The organism is Bradyrhizobium australafricanum (assembly GCF_020329495.1).
GTDB lineage: Bacteria > Pseudomonadota > Alphaproteobacteria > Rhizobiales > Xanthobacteraceae > Bradyrhizobium > Bradyrhizobium australafricanum.
Genome location: NZ_JAGKJL010000001.1, coordinates 1 through 16,902 on the forward strand (window position 1 = coordinate 1; position 16,902 = coordinate 16,902).

The following is a 16,902-nucleotide window of genomic DNA, read 5'->3' on the forward strand; positions in this document are numbered from 1 at the left end:
AACAGTCGATTGTCCGCAGCCGTACGTCCCGGGTCGCCAGCTTTCCCCGGCAGCAGTGGCGCAATCCTCGCCCATTGCGCCTCCGTCAGCTCATATCGTTTCGCCGCCACCATCTGCTCCGTGTCTCGAATCACGGAACTCTATGAATCAGCGATCAAACCGCTTGGGAATCCTGAATGTCGATCGGTCCTAGTGCAGATGAGTAAGTTCTCTGCGGTTTTCGGCCAACTCTTTGAGAAGACTCCGCAAAGACTGCGGAGGATATGTATATACGCTAGTGCGAAAGCAGGGACCCATAACCACAGATGGTCGTTGCTGCGCGATCGTCGAACGACGAGTCCGCTCAACCACATCGGCCGCGGCGTATGGGTCCCTGCTCCCGTGCGCAATTGCGCACTAGGCAGGGACGACGTGTGGAGAGAGCCGGGGCTCCCATCTATCCGGTGTGATGCCCGCGCGTCCGGTATCATGCCCGCGCATGCAGATCTGCCGCTGCGGCGAAAACGCTCTAGCCGTGCGAGGTCTTTTTCTTCTTCGGCTTCGCCTGCTTCGGCTCGGGCACGGGATCCGGGCCGCGTTCGACGGACGAAAGGCGCCCCGAGGTAAAGGTGTAGATGCCGGCGCGCGCGCCACGCGACCAGGTCACGACCGCAACGCGCCCGCCGCCCGGAGCACTGGACAGGTTGACGCTGTCGGGCGCGCCGATGCCGCGCACGACGTCGCATTCAGTGTGGCCGAGTGCAACGCTGCCGCCCGTTGGCTGCGGCGGCGGTGCACCGCCGGCCTGCGCGTTGGCATCGGTGGCGCCCGGCGGCGGTGCCATGCCTGGACAGCTGCCGTCGGCACTGACGAGATCGTCGTTGGTTACCGGCTTGTCCGGCGTCAGTGGCGGCGATTCGATCGAGATGTTGCGGATGAACACCCGCCCGGGACGCGAGAACCATTCCGCATCGCGCGAAAACAAATCGGATCCGGCGCCCGAACAGCCGGCAAGTCCCGGTGCAAGCACCAGCAACGCCAGCAGCGACTTCCGACTGAATGTTCCGTCCCGCACGATCGACAAAGCTCCTACCCCTTACCTAAGGGCTTGTCCGAACATCACTTTGCGGCATGACCGTGGCCCGCCCCAAGAAACGTCGAATTATCATTAATTAGTAGCTATCGCTATTGGCGCCGCTGCCAACGTCCCCGCTCGTCGGTCTGCCAATAGGTGACCTCGAAGCCGCGCGCCTTGCAAGCGGTCCAGCTTTCCCTGGCCGAGGCCACCGCGTCGGGGTCGTCGCCGTTGAACACGAGGACCACCCGCTCGTAGCTGTCGCAGTCGACCGGCAGCGCCGCATTGTCGACCAGGAAGCGGACATTGGCCCGATTCGGATTGCTCTCCTCGATCGACAGGATGATCGGCTGGTCCTGCGCGTCGGCGACGCGCGAGGTCGCGTGCGGCAGGAACGAATCGTCGCTGTAGGTCCACAGATGCGCGTCGAGCGTCTCGGCACGCTCCTGTGACGTCGATTGCACGACCACGCGCCAGCCGCGCTCGAGCGACTTCTCGAGCAGCGGCGGCAGCACGCTCTCCAGCGTGATGTTCTGCAGGTGGTAGAACAGAACCTCGGTCATGCGCCGGCCGACACTCTATTTCCTGGCTTCATAATAGTCGGAGACCAGCCGCTCGAGCAGCCGAACGCCATAACCCGAACCCCAGCTCTGATTGATCTCGGTCTTCGGCGCGCCCATCGCGGTGCCGGCGATGTCGAGATGCGCCCACGGCGTGCCGTCGACGAAACGCTGCAGGAATTGCGCTGCCGTGATCGAGCCGCCGTTGCGCCCGCCGGTGTTCTTCATGTCGGCAAATTGCGAATCGATCTGCTTGTCGTATTCGGGACCGAGCGGCATGCGCCACACCTTCTCGCCGGTCTCGAGGCCGACCTTGGCCAGGCGCTCGGCGAGCTCGTCATTGTTGGAGAACATGCCGGCGTGATCGGTGCCGAGCGCGACCATGATCGCGCCGGTCAGCGTGGCCAGATCGACCATGAATTTCGGCTTGAACTTCTTGGCGACGTACCAGAGCACGTCGGCGAGCACGAGACGTCCCTCGGCGTCGGTGTTGATGATTTCGATGGTCTGGCCGGACATTGAGGTGACGATGTCTCCCGGACGCTGCGCATTGCCGTCGGGCATGTTCTCGACAAGGCCGATGGCACCGACCGCATTGACGCGGGCCTTGCGCGCCGCGAGCGCGTGCATCAGCCCGACCACGCAGGCCGCACCGCCCATGTCACCCTTCATATCCTCCATGCCGCCGGCCGACTTGATGGAGATACCGCCGGTGTCGAAGCAAACGCCCTTGCCGACGAACGCGACCGGCGCCTCGCTCTTCTTGCCGCCGTTCCAGCGCATGATCACGGCGCGGCCGGGCCGCGCCGATCCCTGCGCGACGCCGAGCAGCGCGCCCATGCCGAGCTTGGTCATCGCCTTGACGTCGAGCACCTCGACGCTGACGCCGAGTTTGCGGAGCTGGCTGGCGCGGCGAGCGAATTCCTCGGGATACAGCACGTTCGGCGGCTCGTTGACGAGCTCACGCGCCAGATTCACACCGTCGACGACGGACGCTTCAGGCGCATAGGCCTTCCTGGCGGCGGCAACATCGTCGACGGCGATCGAGACGTCGGCCCGCAGGGCGCCGTCCTCGCCGTCCTTCTTCTTGGTCTTGTAGCGGTCGAACTTGTAGGCGCGCAGACGGATGCCGGTGGCGATCGCGGCGGCCTGGCCGGCGGCCATCGCGGCATCGGGCAGTTCCGCGACCACGGTCATCGAACCGCTGCCGGCATTGAGCTTGCCGGCCGCCACGCCGCCAAACTTGAGGAAATCCTTCTCCTTGAGGTCGGCCGCCTTGCCGGTGCCGATCACGATCAGCCGCTCGACCTTGATTCCCTCCGGCGCCAGGATGTCGAGGACCGCCCCACTCTTGCCCTTGAACTGGTTGGCGGCCGCGGCCCGCTTGACCGTCTCGGCGGCGGCTCCCAGCGCCTTCCGGGCGGCGGCTCCCAGCTTCAATTGGTCGTCGCAAAAGACCACCAGAATACCGCGAGCGGACGCGGAGAACGGGACAAAGCCGACCTTGACGGCGTCGGACATAGGAAAATCCTCCAGAACTCAGGGTGTTGCTCGGACCTGAGGCGGTCCTTCCGGCACGCGGGGTGAGCATTGCGATGGCGGTCCGGAACCAGCCCGGACCGGGCTTGTCATACACTATGACCTGCCGGCTGCGCCGCTGCCAAGCGCCGGAGTGGCCGGAAGGCCACAAAAGCGATTAATTAACCATAAATTAAGCGCGCCTTGGCCCGGCCATTTTGTTGACGGATCAAAGGGATGGTAGTGAGAGAGTGACTAGAGAGTGAGCCGGACGGGTCCGCGGCTCGACCATAGGGGAACCCGGGTTGACGGGGATGGTCGAAAGCCGTGCGTTTGGTTGCGTGCAGGGGGCCTTGGGGGTCGTGCGGTAGCGATGGGGTCGATCGACAAGTACATCTTTAAAACGACGCTGGCGTCGTTTGCGCTTGTCCTGGTCAGCCTCACCGGCGTGATCTGGATTACGCAAGCGCTGCGCGGCATCGACCTGATGACCAGCCAGGGTCAGACCATCCTCACCTTCCTTGGCATCACCGGTCTCGTGATTCCCGCCCTGGTGCTGATCATCGCCCCGATCGCGCTGATGATCGCGATCTCGCACACGCTGAACAAGCTCGCGACCGATTCCGAAATCATCGTCATGAACGCGGCGGGCTTCTCGCCGATCCGGCTGTTCCGGCCGTTCTTCCTTGCCACCTGCGTGGTGGCGGCGCTGGTCGCCTTCATCGGCGCCTATCTCGCCCCCGACGGCATGCGCCGAATCAAGCAGTGGGACGCCGAGATCACCGCCGACGTGCTGACCAACATCCTGCAGCCCGGCCGCTTCGCCCAGCTCGACCAGAACTTGACGATCCGGATCCGCGAGCGCCTGCCCGGCGGCGTGCTCGGCGGCGTCTTCGTCGACGATCGCCGCGATCCGCAGGAGCGCGTCACCATCATCGCCGACCACGGCACCGTGCAGAAGACCGACCGAGGCTCGTACCTCGTGCTCTATGACGGCAATCTGCAACGGTTCGAGGTTGGCAAGCGTGATCCGGCGCTGGTCGCGTTCGCCCGTTACGCCTTTGACATGTCGAAATTCTCGCAGGGCCGCGACGTCACGCTCGGGATTCGCGAGCGCTATCTCTGGGAGCTGATGTGGCCGGACGAGGAAGACAAGACCTATCAGCAGCTGTCGGGCCAGTTCTTCGCGGAGCTGCATGATCGCTTCATGGCGCCGATCTATCCATTTGCGTTCGCTGCCCTCACCTTCGCCTTCCTCGGCGCGCCGCGCACCACGCGCCAGAGCCGCAATTTCTCGATCGGCGGCTCGGTATTCGCGGTGTTCGGCCTGCGCATGGTCGGGTTCGCCTGCTCGGTCATGGCGGTGAAGACGCCGCTCGCGGCGCTGGTGCAGTATCTGATGCTGTTCGGCGGCATCGGCATCGGCATCTGGATGATCGTCGGCGGCGTGGTCGTCGAACCGCCGCCGCGGCTGATGGAAGCGATCAACAGGAATAACGAGCGCATTGCGCGCCTCTTCCGGAGGCCGGCAACCGCATGAGCATGGTCACAAACACGCTCGGGCGTTATTTCGCCGGCCGCTTCGTGGTCGCGGCGGTGGGCGTGTTCGCGGGCATCTTCGTGCTGCTCGTGCTGGTCGATTACATCGAGATGGTGCGCAAGACGTCGGGCCTCGTCTCGGCCTCCGCGATCACGGTCGCGGAAACTTCGCTATTCCGGGTGCCGCAGCTGCTCGAGAAGCTGATGCCGTTCTGCGTGCTGATCGGCGCCATGACCTGCTACCTCGCTTTGTCGCGTCGGCTGGAGCTCGTCGTGGCCCGCGCCGCCGGCGTCTCGGCCTGGCAATTCATCTCGCCGGCGCTGGCCAGTGCGATCATGCTCGGCATCTTCGCGACCACCGCCTACAATCCGGTATCGGCCAATCTGCGCGAGCTGTCCAAACGGATGGAAGCCGAGCTGTTCGGCTCGGCGCCCGGCGGCGGCATTCAGGACGCGTCCGGCTTCTGGCTGAACCAGATCAACGACGAGGGTCAGGCGATCATCAATGCGGCCCGCAGCGAGCAGCAGGGCGTCCGGCTGACCGGCCTCACCGTGTTCCGATTCGATACGGCGCTCCAGTTCAAGGAGCGAATCGAAGCGCGCGAAGCGGCGCTCGAAGACGGCCGTTGGGTGTTCAAGGGCGTGCGCCGATTCACCCTCGATAAGCCTCCGGTGGATCAGGACACCTTCTACCTGACCACCACCCTTACCCCGGCACAGGTGCGCAACAGTTTCTCCACCCCGGAAACTGTGTCCTTTTGGCAACTGCCGAACTACATCCGTTCGTCGGAGAGCTCAGGGTTCGCGACGGCTGGCTATCGCTTGCAGTATCACAAGCTCATCGCGCAGCCGTTTTTGCTGGCTGCGATGGTGATGTTGGCGGCTTCTGTGAGCCTCCGCTTCTTTCGGATGGGCGGCGTGCAGAAGATGGTTTTGAGTGGCGTGGGCGCAGGCTTTCTGCTCTACGTGCTGTCGAAAGTAACTGAAGATTTGAGCAAGGCTGAGTTGATGCATCCCATCGCTGCGGCGTGGTTGCCTGTCGTTGTGGGCAGCCTCACCGGTTTCTTAGCCTTGCTGTACCAGGAGGACGGGTAGTGGCTATCGTCGCCGCCCGCCAGTTGAGGTCGCCTGCTCTCGGGCGGCGCAGTGTGCTGCGCCGTCAACGGAGCCGCATGGCCGCGTTTGGCGTTTCGATCTCAGCTCTCCTCGCCGCGTTCGTCGTGGTCAGCGCGCTCGACGTTGTCGCGTCGACGCCGGCTGCCGCGCAGGCCTTCACCTACAATCCGCGTCCGCCGAAGCCGCCCCGCCCGCCGGCCAAGAATGACGGGCAGATGCTCGTTCAGGCGACCGAGGTCGATTACGACTACAACAACCAGCGCATCTCGGCCGTCGGCAACGTCCAGATGTTCTACAACGGCACCAGCGTCGAGGCCGACAAGGTCATCTACGATCAGAAGACCAAGCGTCTTCATGCCGAAGGCAACATCCGCATGACCGATGCGGAAGGCAAGATCACCTACGCCAACATCCTTGATCTCAGCGACGACTACCGCGACGGGTTCGTCGATTCGCTGCGCGTCGACACTGAAGACCAGACCCGCATGGCGGCGACCCGCGCCGATCGGTCCAGCGGCAATTACACGGTGTTCGACAACGGCGTTTATACCGCCTGCGCGCCCTGTAAGGATGATCCGAAGAAGCCGCCGCTCTGGCAGGTCAAGGGCGCGCGCATTATCCATAACCAAACCGAGAAGATGCTTTACTTCGAGAACGCCCAGCTCGAATTCTTCGGCGTTCCGATGGCGTATCTGCCCTACTTCTCGACGCCCGATCCGACCGTGAAGCGCAAGAGCGGCTTCCTGATGCCGGGCTTCACCACGTATTCGGCGTTCGGCGTCGGCGTCGAAATCCCCTATTACTTCGCGCTCGCGCCGGACTTCGACGCGACGTTCAATCCGCGCATCACCTCGAAGCAGGGCGTGCTGTTCCAGGGCGAATTCCGCCAGCGTCTGTCGAACGGCGCCTATCAGATCCGACTCTACGGCATCGACCAACTCGATCAGGACGCTTTCAAGGGCCAGCCCGGTGACCGCCAGTTCCGCGGCGGGATCGAGACCAAGGGTCAGTTCGCGCTGAACGACAAATGGACCTGGGGCTGGGACGGCGTGCTGCTGTCCGACTACTACTTCATGTCCGATTACCGGCTGGCCCAGTACAAGGATCCGTTCGGATCGTTCCTGTCGCTGCCGACCGAGGCGATCTCGCAGCTCTATCTGACCGGCGTCGGCAACCGCAGCTTCTTCGACGCGCGCGCGATCTATTATCTCAGCTACTCCGGCAACCAGAACCAGGTTCCGGTGGTCGCGCCTGTCATCGACTACAACAACGTGATCAACAGCCCGATCTTTGGTGGCGAGTTCAGCTACAAGGTGAACTTCACCAACCTGACCCGCGAAACCGCGGTGTTCGACCCGATCACGACGACGGCCAACACCAACGGCCTGTGCCTGACCACATCCGCGGACCCGATGGCGCGCACGCCGTCGCAGTGCCTGCTGCGCGGCATGCCCGGCACCTACACAAGGCTGACCGCCGAGGCGCAGTGGCGTAAATCCTATACCGACCCGCTCGGCCAGATCTGGACGCCGTTCGTCGGCGTCCGCGCCGATGCCATCAACGCCGACATCTCGAACCAGCCGGGCGTTTCCAACTTCCTGCCGGTCGGCGACACCCAGACGGTCCGCCTGATGCCGACCGTCGGCTTCGAATACCGCTACCCCTTCATCAACGTGCAGCCGTGGGGCACGACGACCATCGAGCCGATTGCGCAGGTCATCATCCGGCCCGACGAACCCAGCGCCGGCAAGCTTCCGAACGAGGACGCGCAGAGCCTGGTGTTCGATACCTCGAACCTGTTCGCGATCGACAAGTTCTCCGGCTACGACCGCGTCGAGGGCGGCAGCCGCGCCAATGTCGGCGTGCAGGCCACCACGCAGTTCGATCGCGGCGGCAGCGTCAAGGCGATGTTCGGACAGTCCTATCAGATGTTCGGGTTGAACTCGTTCGCGGTCGCGGACGTCACCAACACCGGCATAGATTCCGGCCTGCAGAATCCGCGCTCGGACTATGTCGCGAGCCTCGCCTACTCGCCCAACCGCACCTACACGTTCAGCGTCCGCTCGCGGATGGACGAGGCGACCTGGAACATCAACCGGTTCGAGGCCCAGGCCAGCGCGAACTTCGACCGCTGGTCGGTCAGCCTGATGTACGGCGACTATGCCGCGCAGCCGGAGCTTGGCTATTTGACGCGCCGCGAAGGCATCCTCGCCAGCGGATCGATCAAGGTGGCGGCGAACTGGGTGGTTCAGGGCGCGGCGCGCTGGGACCTTGAAGCGAACAAAATCAACCAGTACGCGTTCGGCGCGGGCTATGTGGACGACTGCTTCGTGCTGGCCGCCAACTATGTCACGTCCTATACCTATCAGGCCGGCTCGACGCCGCCCGTCCTCAGCCACGCGTTCATGTTCCAGATCGGGCTGCGGACGATCGCGCAGACCTCCACGTCCAGCAGTTCGGCTGGCATGCAGTAGCGAGCGAGCGGTCTGGCGGGGTGCTTGGATTGCCTGCGGACCTGTGGCTCCGGCTTGAATTGGTTTAAACGGCTGACATGACGATAATGACGACCGCTAGCCTGCCAACGCGCCGCCATCAGCTAGTGTTGAGTTCCCTGCTGGCTCTTTTCCTCCTGCTCGGAGGCGGTGCGCGACTGCATGCCCAGACCATCGCCGTGATGGTCAATGGCGAGCCCATCACCAATTACGACATCGAGCAGCGCGCCAAGCTGAACGCCCTGACCGGCGGCAAGACGCCTGATCGGAAGACCGTCCTCGACGAGCTGATCGATGAGAAGCTGAAGATCAAGGAAGCCAAGAAATTCGGCGTCGACCCCTCCGCCGGCGATATCGACCAGTCCTTCGGCGGCATGGCGCAGCGGATGCGGCTTTCCGGCGACCAGCTCACCAAGGTGCTCGAGGGCAAGGGCATCCGCCCGGATACGCTGAAGCAACGCATCAGGGCCGACATGGTCTGGACCAGCCTAGTCCGCGGCCGCTTCAAGGAAAGCCTGCAGGTTGGCGAAAAGGACGTGGCCAACGCGGTCAAGGAGACCGGAGGCGCGGCTGAGGCCGAGGCATTCGAATACAGGATGCAGCCGGTCGTTCTGATCGTGCCCCGCGGCGCGCCGCAGTCGGAGTTCGAGGGACGCCGCAAGGAAGCGGACAGCCTGCGCGAGCGCGTTACCAGTTGCGAGGAAGCCAACACCTTCTTCAAGTCGATGCGCAACGCCGCGATCCGCGAGATCGTCGTGAAGACCTCGGCTGACCTGCCGCAGTCGCTGCGCGACATCCTGGACAAGACCCCGGTCGGCCACCTCACCCCTCCCGAGGTCACCAAGCAGGGCGTTGAAATGGTCGCCCTCTGCGGCAGGAAGGCAACCACCGTCGACACGCCGAAGAAGCGTGAGATGCGCGACAAGATGTACGTGCAGAAGTACGAGGCGAAGTCGAAGGCCTACCTGCAGGAAGTCCGAAAAGCCGCGATGATCGAATATCCAGGCGGGCGATGATCGACTATCGTTGACGCATGGCTCAACCTCTCGCACTTACATCCGGCGAGCCCGCAGGCATCGGCCCCGACATCACGCTCGCCGCATGGCTGCGCCGCCGCGAACTCGATCTCCCGCCGTTCTATCTGCTGGGCGACCGCGCCGCGCTTGCCGAACGCGCCAAGACGCTCGGGCTTGCCGTCGAGTTGGCCGAGGTCAGCGCCGCGGAGGCATCCGCGACGTTCGCACGCGCCCTTCCCGTGGTTGCGACCGGCAAGACGGCGACGGCGCGACCGGGTCAGCCCGACGGCACGAGTGCCGATGCGGCGCTGGCATCGATCCGGCAGGCCGTCGCCGATGTCGCCGCCGGTAAGGCCAGCGCCGTCGTCACCAATCCGATCGCCAAGAACGTGCTGTACCGCGCCGGCTTCCGACATCCCGGCCATACAGAGTTCTTGGCCGAGCTTGCCGCAAGCGGCGGGCGCGCGCCGCAGCCGGTGATGATGCTGTGGTCACCGGCGCTCGCCGTTGTCCCGGTGACGATCCATGTGTCGGTCCGCGAGGCGCTGGCGCAATTGACGACCGACCTGATCGTGTCGACAGCGCGGATCGTGGTCGCGGACATGAAGGCGCGGTTCGACCTCGCGGCGCCGCGGCTCGCCATTGCCGGCCTCAATCCGCATGCCGGCGAAGACGGCACGCTCGGCATGGAAGACGTCGAGATCGTCGCGCCCGCGGTCGAGATCCTGCGCCGCGACGGCATTGCCGTCCGAGGCCCGCTGCCGGCCGATACCATGTTCCACGCAGCCGCGCGCAAGACCTATGACTGCGCGATCTGCATGTATCACGACCAGGCCCTGATCCCGATCAAGACCGTCGCGTTCGAGGACGCCGTCAACGTCACGCTGGGGCTGCCCTTCATCCGGACCTCGCCCGATCACGGCACCGCATTCGATATCGCCGGCACCGGCAAGGCCAATCCGTCGAGCCTGATCGCCGCCCTCCGGCTCGCCGCGCGCATGGCCGCGGCATCAAGCTAAGTGAGCACGATCGACGATCTGCCGCCGCTGCGCGACGTCATTCGCGAGCATTCGCTGTCGGCGCGCAAATCGCTCGGCCAGAATTTTCTGCTCGATCTCAACCTCACCGCGCGCATCGCCCGCGCCGCGGGTCCGCTGGAAGACTCCACCGTGATCGAGGTCGGCCCCGGTCCCGGCGGCTTGACGCGCGCGCTGCTTGCGCTGGGTGCCAAGCGCGTGATCGCCATCGAGCGCGACGAGCGGGCGCTGGCCGCGCTCGACTACATCGCCAAGCGCTATCCCGGTCGCATCGAGATCGTGCACGGCGACGCGCAGCGCTTTGACCCGCGTCCCTTGCTCGATGGCGCCAAGGCCAAGATCGTCGCCAATCTGCCGTACAACATCGCGACCCAGCTGCTGGTCGACTGGCTGTCGATCGAGCCGTGGCCGCCCTGGTATGACATGATGGTCCTGATGTTCCAGCGCGAGGTCGCCGAGCGCATCGTCGCCCATGAGGACGAGGAGGCGTATGGCCGGCTCGCGGTGCTCGCCAACTGGCGCGCCGAGACCAAGATCCTGTTCGACATCTCGCCCGCGGCCTTCGTGCCGCAACCGAAGGTTACGTCCTCGGTGGTACGATTGATACCGCGCGCCGCGCCCGAGCCGTGCGACCGCCGCATGCTCGAGCAGGTCGCGGCCGCCGCCTTCGGCCAACGCCGCAAGATGCTGCGCCAGAGCCTGAAATCGCTATCGGCCGATCCGGCGCGGCTTGCTGCCGCAGCCGGTATCGACGCGACACGGCGCGCCGAAACCATTCCGGTCGCGGGCTTTGTTGCCATGGCCCGGGAATTGGCCGATATACGGGCCACAAAATAGAACAACAGGAGAAAACGTAATGGCGCGTATGGTTCGCCAATCCCTCGTCAAATTCGATGCACCGCTGTGCGAAACCATCGTCGACACGCCGAAGCCCCAGGGACGCGAAGTGCTGGTGCGCATCGAGCGCTGCGGCCTGTGCCATTCCGATCTCCACATCCAGGACGGCTACGCCGATCTCGGCGGCGGCAAGAAGCTCGACACCACCCGCGGCATGACCCTGCCCTTCACGCTCGGCCATGAGATCGCGGGCGTGGTCGACGAGGTCGGCCCCGATGCACCGAAGGATCTGATCGGGACGAAGAAGGCCGTCTTCCCCTGGATCGGCTGCGGCCAGTGCCGCGACTGCCTCGCCGGGGACGAGAATCTCTGCGTCAAGCAGCGCTTCCTCGGCGTCTCGATCGACGGCGGCTTCGCCACCCACGTGCTGGTGCCCGACGCAAAATACCTGCTCGATTACGATCCGCTGCCGGTCAACCAGGCCGCCACCCTGATGTGCTCCGGCGTCACCGCCTATGGCGCGCTGAAGCGCCTGGTCGATCGTCCGCGCCAGCGCAATTTGCTGCTGATCGGCCTTGGCGGCGTCGGCATGATGGGCCTGTCATTCGCGCAGGCGATGTTCAAGCAGCCGATCACGGTTGCCGATCTCAGCCCCGCGGCGCGCGAGACCGCGCTGAAGAACGGCGCGGCGGCTGCCTATGACCCGGCAGAGCCCGATGTCGTCAAGCGCATGCTGAAGGAGAGCGACGGCGGCTTCGACGGCGTCGTCGACTTTGCCGGCAACGAGAAGTCGATGGCGTTTGCGGTGTCGACGGTCGCGCGCGGCGGCAAGATCGTGGTGTCCGGCCTGATGGGCGGCCAGTTCACGCTGCCGATGGTGCAGTGGGTGTACAAGCGCATGACCATCGAAGGCTTCATGGTCGGCACGCTGGCCGAAGGTCAGGAATTGATGGCGCTCGCCCGCGCCGGCAAGATCATGCCGACGCCGATGAAGGAAGAGCCGATGGCCGATGTCCAGAAATGGATCGACGAGCTGCGCGCCGGCAAGGTCGTCGGACGCATCGTCCTGAAGAACTAGAGCATGATCCGGAAAAGCGTGACGCGGTTTTCCGAAAGATCATGCTGAGACATGACGTGCCGCCGGTGCTGCTATCGCCGGCGGGACGCGGTCACTCCGATGGAACCTGACAGTCGAACCAAGCCATCGTTCGGTTCATGTTCCGCGGCCTCGGGCTCGCCGCAATTGCGGCACGCCGCGAGCCCCAATTAAGCCCTACCCGTTCCGGATTTGCGGCGCATTGCGACCCAACTCTTTGCCGAGATTGGGATCTCCAGCGTTTGCGTTAAAAAAGAGATACCGGGGACGCGTATGTCAAATCGTTCAGCGAAATTCGCTGCGGCGCTTGCCGCCAGCATCCTGGCCGGCGCCAGTTGCAGCGCCATGGCCCAGACCGCCGCCAATACGGCCAATAGCACCAACAAGACGGCGGACACCTGCCTGGCCGCGCCCAAGGGAACCGCGCCTGCGGGAAGCCACTGGTTCTACCATCTCGATCGCAGCAAGAAGAAGTGCTGGTATCTCGGCGAGGCCAAGAACGAGGCCAAGAACAAGGCCGCCAAGACGGCGACCACGAGCACGCAGCAGCCGCCAGCGGCAGCAGCGCCCGAGACCACAACGGCCGACGCGACGCCGCCACAGAGCCAGCCGACGCCGCAGAGCCAGCCCGCGCCGCAGCAGCCGGCGATGCGCAAATCAGTCGCCGATGCGCATGCCGAATGGCCCTCGCCGCAGGTCGCAGCCGTACCTGCGTCAAGCGCCGACGCCGGCCAGGCCGGCGGAACGGCAGCGACGCCCGACCCGTCAGCCACGCCCGCCGGTACCAGCGCGCAGCCGTCCGATGTGAACGCCAGATGGCTGGATGCATCGAGCATGGCCGGAACCAACGGAACCAGGCGCGCCGCAGACCAGCCGACCGCGGTTGCGCAGGCAGACACGACGCCGCAACCAGCGGCCGCGCCGGTGCCTGCTGCGCCCGCCTCGGCCGAGGCATCCGTCGAGAAGTCACCGTCGTCGACGCAGATGCTGCTGATCGTGATGGTTGGAGCGTTGGCGCTGGCCGGCCTGGTCAGCACGCTGGTGTTCCGGCTGACCCGCAGGCGCTCGGCGCCCTACCAGACCGAGGACGAGTGGCAGGCGCCGTGGGATTCGCTGCACACCGAGCCGGCGCCCCCGATGGCAGTTGTCAGCCGGGACCGTCCGCTGCGGCTGTCCGAGGCCGCGCCGAGACGCGCCGAGACGCCCGTTCCGCGCCGTGGGGAGACGCCCGCTCCACGCCGTGCGGAAACGCCCGCTCCACGCCGCGCCGAGAAGCCAGCTCCACGTCGCGAGACTACGCGTGATCGGGATCAAAGGGAGCAGGACAACAAGCAGATCGCCGCAATGCTGCAGCGGCTTGCGCGCAGCGCGACGAACTAAGGTCCGCTTAGGAAAAAATGCAAACGGACGTGATGCGCTCGCATCACGTCCGCAACGCGCTACGTCTCGAGCTGACGCTGCAGGCCGCGCACGAATTCGGTGAGGCCGGTGCGGCGCTCGCGCTTGAGGCGCTCGGCCTTCAGGATCGACTGCACCTCGGCAAAGGCATCGTCGACGTTCTGGTTGACGACGATGTAGTCGTATTCCGCCCAATGGCTCAGCTCATGGCTGGCGCGGCTCATCCGTCCGCGGATGACCTCTTCCGAATCCTGCGCCCGGGTATGCAGCCGCCTCTCGAGATCGGCGGCCGACGGCGGCAGGATGAACACCCGCACCACATCGGCGCTGGCTTTCTGGTGGAGCTGTTGCGTGCCCTGCCAGTCGATATCGAACAGAACATCCTGCCCCACCGCTAGGGCGGCCTCGACCGGCGCACGCGGCGTGCCGTAGCGGTTGTCGAATACGGTGGCCCATTCGAGCAGTTCACCGTGCTCGACCATCTTCTCGAACTTCTTCTTGTCGACGAAGAAATAGTCGCGGCCCTCGACCTCGCCCGGCCGCATCGCCCGCGTCGTCGCCGACACCGACATCTTCAGGCCCGGCTCGCGCTCCAGCAGCATGCGCGACAGCGTCGTCTTGCCGGCGCCCGACGGCGACGACAGGACGAACATCAGTCCGCGCCGCTCAACGCCGTCAAAACCCTGCGCCGTCATCATTCACTCCAGATTCTGGACCTGTTCGCGGAACTGCTCGACCACGTTCTTCATTTCAAGCCCGGTGTTGGTCAGCTCGACGTCGTTCGACTTCGAGCAGCAGGTGTTCACCTCGCGATTGAATTCCTGGGCAAGGAAGTCGAGCCGGCGCCCGACCGGACCGCCCTTGCCGATCATCTCGCGCGCCTGGGCGATGTGCGAGGCGATGCGGTCGAGCTCCTCGCGGATATCGGCCTTGGTGGCGATCAGGATCGCCTCCTGGTTCAGGCGGTCGGCATCGAAGCGGTCGGACGTCTCGAGCAGGGCCGCGATCTGCTCGGCAAGCCGCGCCTTGATCGCCTCGGGCTTGCGGCCGGGAGCGGTCTCGGCGCGCTTGGCGAGCCGTTCGATCTCGTCCATCCGCTGCATCAGGATCTGCCCCAGCGCATCGCCCTCGCGGCGGCGCATCTCGACAAGGCTGCCGAGCGCCTGCTCGAAGGCCATCGCCGCCGCCTCGCGCGCCGCCTTGTCCTCGTCCTCGCTGCTCTCGGGCTCGACCACCTCGATGACGCCCTTGATGCCGAGCAGTCCGTCGATGCTCGGTGCCACCGCGTCGATCCGCTGCGCGAGCGTGCCGGCGACCTTCACCACGGCGGCGAGCACGTCCTCATTGATGCGGATGGTCTGCGCCGCGTCGGTGCGCTTGACGCTGAGATTGGCGTAGACCGTGCCGCGCGACAGCAGCTCGCCGGCCCGCTTCTTGGCAAGCGCTTCCAGTTCGTCCCAGCCCGGCGGCAGCCGCAACCGCAGGTCAAAGCCCTTGGCATTGACCGATTTCAGCTCCCACTCGAACGTATAGGGACCACTTGCGCCATGGCTTCGGGCAAAGCCAGTCATGCTCGACAGCGCCATCGCGTGAACTCTCCAACAGAAGGATATGGGACTCACCCGGAGCCAGCGAGACTCGTGGGGAGCCGGTGCGACCTTAAAACGGATTCCGTGAAAGTGGAATTACGTTCCACCACCGGAAAATGCAGAGCTACGGCATGATCCGGAAAAGTGTGTGGCGGTTTTCCGAACGATCATGCTCAAACAAGAAGCTAAGGCGCGATGACGATCGCGCTTTAGCGCTGCACCACCGGCGGCGAATTGGTCTGCTGGGCTGCGCCCTGCCGACCGCGCGGCGGCTTCTTTTGATTGGTGGGCTTCGGCGTCGTCGCCGTGGGATTGGTGTCGGCGCCGGGCGCCGCGGCGGCGGGCGCCGGATCATCCGCGGGCTCGACGGTGTCGTTCTGGATCTGCTTTTCCGACGCGCGCAGCTTGGCGACGTTCTTCGCGTGCTGGTCGTAGGTTTCGGTGAAGGCGTGGCCGCCGGTTCCGTCAGCGACGAAGAACAGGTCGCGGGTGCGCGCCGGGTTGGCGGTCGCCTCCAGCGAGGCGCGGCCGGGATTGGCGATCGGTCCGGGCGGCAGGCCGTCGATTACATAGGTGTTGTAGGGCGACGGCTGCGTGATCTCGCTGCGCTTGATCGGACGGCCCAGCGTTCCCTTGCCGCCTACCAGTCCGTAGATGATGGTCGGATCGGACTGCAGCTTCATCCGCTGGCGCAGGCGGTTGACGAACACCGCGGCAACGCGGCTGCGCTCGTCGGCGCGGCCGGTTTCCTTCTCGACGATCGAGGCCAGCGTCACCAGCTGGTCCGGCGATTTCAGCGGCGTGTCGCTGTTGCGGCGTTCCCAGATTTCGGCGAGCACGCGCTTCTGCGCCTGCTGCAGGCGCTGGATCACCTGGTCGCGCGTGGTGCCGCGCGGGAATTTGTAGGTCTCCGGCAGCAGCGTGCCCTCGCGCGGGATCTCGCGCACCGAGCCGGTGAAGATGTCGTTGTCGGAGAGCCGCGTCACGATCTGCTCGGAAGTCAGGCCTTCCGGTATCGTGATGGCGTGCTGCACCACCTTGCCGTCGACGATGGTGGCTATGACGTCGCGCAGGCTGGCACTCTTCTGGAACGAATATTCGCCGGGCTTGAGATCGGAACTTGCCTTCAGCGCGAACACCCCGCCGATGAAAACCCACGGATTGACGTTGATCACGCCCTCACGCGAGAGCACGTCGGCGATGTCACGCTTGCCGGCGCGCGCCGGGATGTTGACGATCTTGTCTTCCTGCAGCGGACCCGGCGATTCCAGCGCCTGCTTGCCGTAGTAATACGTCGCGCCGGCGCCGATCATCAGGATGATCAGGATGGTGAAGATGGCATTGCCGACGATTACGAAGGGATTGCGGGCGCGATCCGAGCGCTTGGGCGGCGGCGGAAGCTGTTCGGGCTCCAGCGCGGCGCGTGGGCTCCTCGGTGAAATGGGCGGCCTCTCACTCATCGATGCAAACCAATATCCTGCCGGTTGAATCGTGGCCGGACAAACCCCTGCCCTGCCAATAGCATACGCCCGCTATTAGGAGTCACCGCGGAATACGGCAAAATGGTGGACTAGTTCTAAAGTCCCGTCCCGATCGAATCGGAACGGGACTTTGGATTCTCTTTTTCGACGCGTTTCCTTCACGCGAACC

At 64.9% G+C, this 16,902-nt stretch carries 14 protein-coding genes and 1 pseudogene; 8 read left to right on the top strand and 7 right to left on the bottom strand.

What is annotated here, in order from left to right; all coding sequences use genetic code 11:
- The 4 genes and pseudogenes from J6525_RS00005 to J6525_RS00020 form a co-directional block, all read right to left on the bottom strand.
- Positions 1-113 (bottom strand): annotated as a pseudogene (locus J6525_RS00005) (IS5/IS1182 family transposase); the annotation flags it as partial.
- A gap of 395 nt (positions 114-508) precedes the next feature.
- Complete coding sequence (locus J6525_RS00010; protein WP_083715152.1) at positions 509-1,063, bottom strand: hypothetical protein; 555 nt, start codon at positions 1,061-1,063, stop codon at positions 509-511.
- Positions 1,064-1,164: 101 nt separating this feature from the next.
- On the bottom strand, positions 1,165-1,617 hold the full coding sequence (locus J6525_RS00015; RefSeq protein ID WP_092088226.1) for a DNA polymerase III subunit chi: 453 nt from the start codon (positions 1,615-1,617) through the stop codon (positions 1,165-1,167).
- A gap of 15 nt (positions 1,618-1,632) precedes the next feature.
- Positions 1,633-3,135, bottom strand: coding sequence for a leucyl aminopeptidase (locus J6525_RS00020; protein ID WP_225641026.1), 1,503 nt, complete (start codon positions 3,133-3,135; stop codon positions 1,633-1,635).
- 370 nt (positions 3,136-3,505) lie between these two features.
- Here J6525_RS00020 and lptF point away from each other — a divergent pair, with 370 nt between their 5' ends.
- The 8 genes from lptF to J6525_RS00060 all read left to right on the top strand — a co-directional run bounded on the left by lptF (position 3,506) and on the right by J6525_RS00060 (position 13,645).
- Positions 3,506-4,672, top strand: a complete 1,167-nt coding sequence (lptF, locus tag J6525_RS00025) for an LPS export ABC transporter permease LptF (RefSeq protein WP_016847429.1) — start codon at positions 3,506-3,508, stop codon at positions 4,670-4,672.
- Positions 4,669-5,766 carry an LPS export ABC transporter permease LptG gene (gene lptG / locus J6525_RS00030; protein WP_028335173.1) on the top strand — a complete coding sequence of 366 codons (1,098 nt, stop codon included), beginning with the start codon at positions 4,669-4,671 and terminating at the stop codon, positions 5,764-5,766. The genes lptF and lptG overlap by 4 nt, the downstream gene beginning before the upstream one ends.
- Positions 5,767-5,843: 77 nt before the next feature.
- Positions 5,844-8,261: an LPS-assembly protein LptD gene (locus J6525_RS00035; protein WP_225159076.1), complete on the top strand. Its 2,418-nt coding sequence runs from the start codon at positions 5,844-5,846 to the stop codon at positions 8,259-8,261.
- A gap of 86 nt (positions 8,262-8,347) precedes the next feature.
- Positions 8,348-9,295: a SurA N-terminal domain-containing protein gene (locus J6525_RS00040; protein WP_092088232.1), complete on the top strand. Its 948-nt coding sequence runs from the start codon at positions 8,348-8,350 to the stop codon at positions 9,293-9,295.
- A gap of 17 nt (positions 9,296-9,312) precedes the next feature.
- Complete coding sequence (gene pdxA / locus J6525_RS00045; RefSeq protein ID WP_225641028.1) at positions 9,313-10,314, top strand: 4-hydroxythreonine-4-phosphate dehydrogenase PdxA; 1,002 nt, start codon at positions 9,313-9,315, stop codon at positions 10,312-10,314.
- A complete protein-coding gene (rsmA, locus tag J6525_RS00050) occupies positions 10,315-11,169 on the top strand; it encodes a 16S rRNA (adenine(1518)-N(6)/adenine(1519)-N(6))-dimethyltransferase RsmA (protein WP_092088236.1) in 855 nt (284 codons plus the stop codon).
- A 19-nt stretch (positions 11,170-11,188) separates the two neighbouring features.
- Positions 11,189-12,247 carry an alcohol dehydrogenase gene (locus J6525_RS00055; RefSeq protein ID WP_225641030.1) on the top strand — a complete coding sequence of 353 codons (1,059 nt, stop codon included), beginning with the start codon at positions 11,189-11,191 and terminating at the stop codon, positions 12,245-12,247.
- A 291-nt stretch (positions 12,248-12,538) separates the two neighbouring features.
- Positions 12,539-13,645, top strand: a complete 1,107-nt coding sequence (locus tag J6525_RS00060) for a hypothetical protein (protein ID WP_225641032.1) — start codon at positions 12,539-12,541, stop codon at positions 13,643-13,645.
- A gap of 59 nt (positions 13,646-13,704) precedes the next feature.
- Here the strand turns inward: J6525_RS00060 and gmk are convergent, their stop codons facing one another.
- From gmk to mltG, 3 genes are all read right to left on the bottom strand, one after another.
- A complete protein-coding gene (gmk, locus tag J6525_RS00065) occupies positions 13,705-14,358 on the bottom strand; it encodes a guanylate kinase (RefSeq protein ID WP_225641034.1) in 654 nt (217 codons plus the stop codon).
- A gap of 3 nt (positions 14,359-14,361) precedes the next feature.
- Positions 14,362-15,249, bottom strand: a complete 888-nt coding sequence (locus J6525_RS00070; RefSeq protein ID WP_225641036.1) for a YicC/YloC family endoribonuclease — start codon at positions 15,247-15,249, stop codon at positions 14,362-14,364.
- Between the two features lie 212 nt (positions 15,250-15,461).
- Positions 15,462-16,712: an endolytic transglycosylase MltG gene (gene mltG / locus J6525_RS00075; protein ID WP_225641038.1), complete on the bottom strand. Its 1,251-nt coding sequence runs from the start codon at positions 16,710-16,712 to the stop codon at positions 15,462-15,464.
- Between the last annotated feature and the right edge of the window lie 190 nt (positions 16,713-16,902).

Bases quoted from the DNA above. Each gene is read 5' to 3' on its own strand.
- J6525_RS00015 (WP_092088226.1), bottom strand. From the start codon at position 1,617: ATGACCGAGGTTCTGTTCTACCACCTGCAGAACATCACGCTGGAGAGC.
- J6525_RS00020 (WP_225641026.1), bottom strand. From the start codon at position 3,135: ATGTCCGACGCCGTCAAGGTCGGCTTTGTCCCGTTCTCCGCGTCCGCT.
- lptF (WP_016847429.1), top strand. From the start codon at position 3,506: ATGGGGTCGATCGACAAGTACATCTTTAAAACGACGCTGGCGTCGTTT.
- lptG (WP_028335173.1), top strand. From the start codon at position 4,669: ATGAGCATGGTCACAAACACGCTCGGGCGTTATTTCGCCGGCCGCTTC.
- J6525_RS00035 (WP_225159076.1), top strand. From the start codon at position 5,844: ATGGCCGCGTTTGGCGTTTCGATCTCAGCTCTCCTCGCCGCGTTCGTC.
- J6525_RS00040 (WP_092088232.1), top strand. From the start codon at position 8,348: ATGACGACCGCTAGCCTGCCAACGCGCCGCCATCAGCTAGTGTTGAGT.
- pdxA (WP_225641028.1), top strand. From the start codon at position 9,313: ATGGCTCAACCTCTCGCACTTACATCCGGCGAGCCCGCAGGCATCGGC.
- J6525_RS00055 (WP_225641030.1), top strand. From the start codon at position 11,189: ATGGCGCGTATGGTTCGCCAATCCCTCGTCAAATTCGATGCACCGCTG.
- J6525_RS00060 (WP_225641032.1), top strand. From the start codon at position 12,539: ATGTCAAATCGTTCAGCGAAATTCGCTGCGGCGCTTGCCGCCAGCATC.
- gmk (WP_225641034.1), bottom strand. From the start codon at position 14,358: ATGACGGCGCAGGGTTTTGACGGCGTTGAGCGGCGCGGACTGATGTTC.
- J6525_RS00070 (WP_225641036.1), bottom strand. From the start codon at position 15,249: ATGGCGCTGTCGAGCATGACTGGCTTTGCCCGAAGCCATGGCGCAAGT.
- mltG (WP_225641038.1), bottom strand. From the start codon at position 16,712: ATGAGTGAGAGGCCGCCCATTTCACCGAGGAGCCCACGCGCCGCGCTG.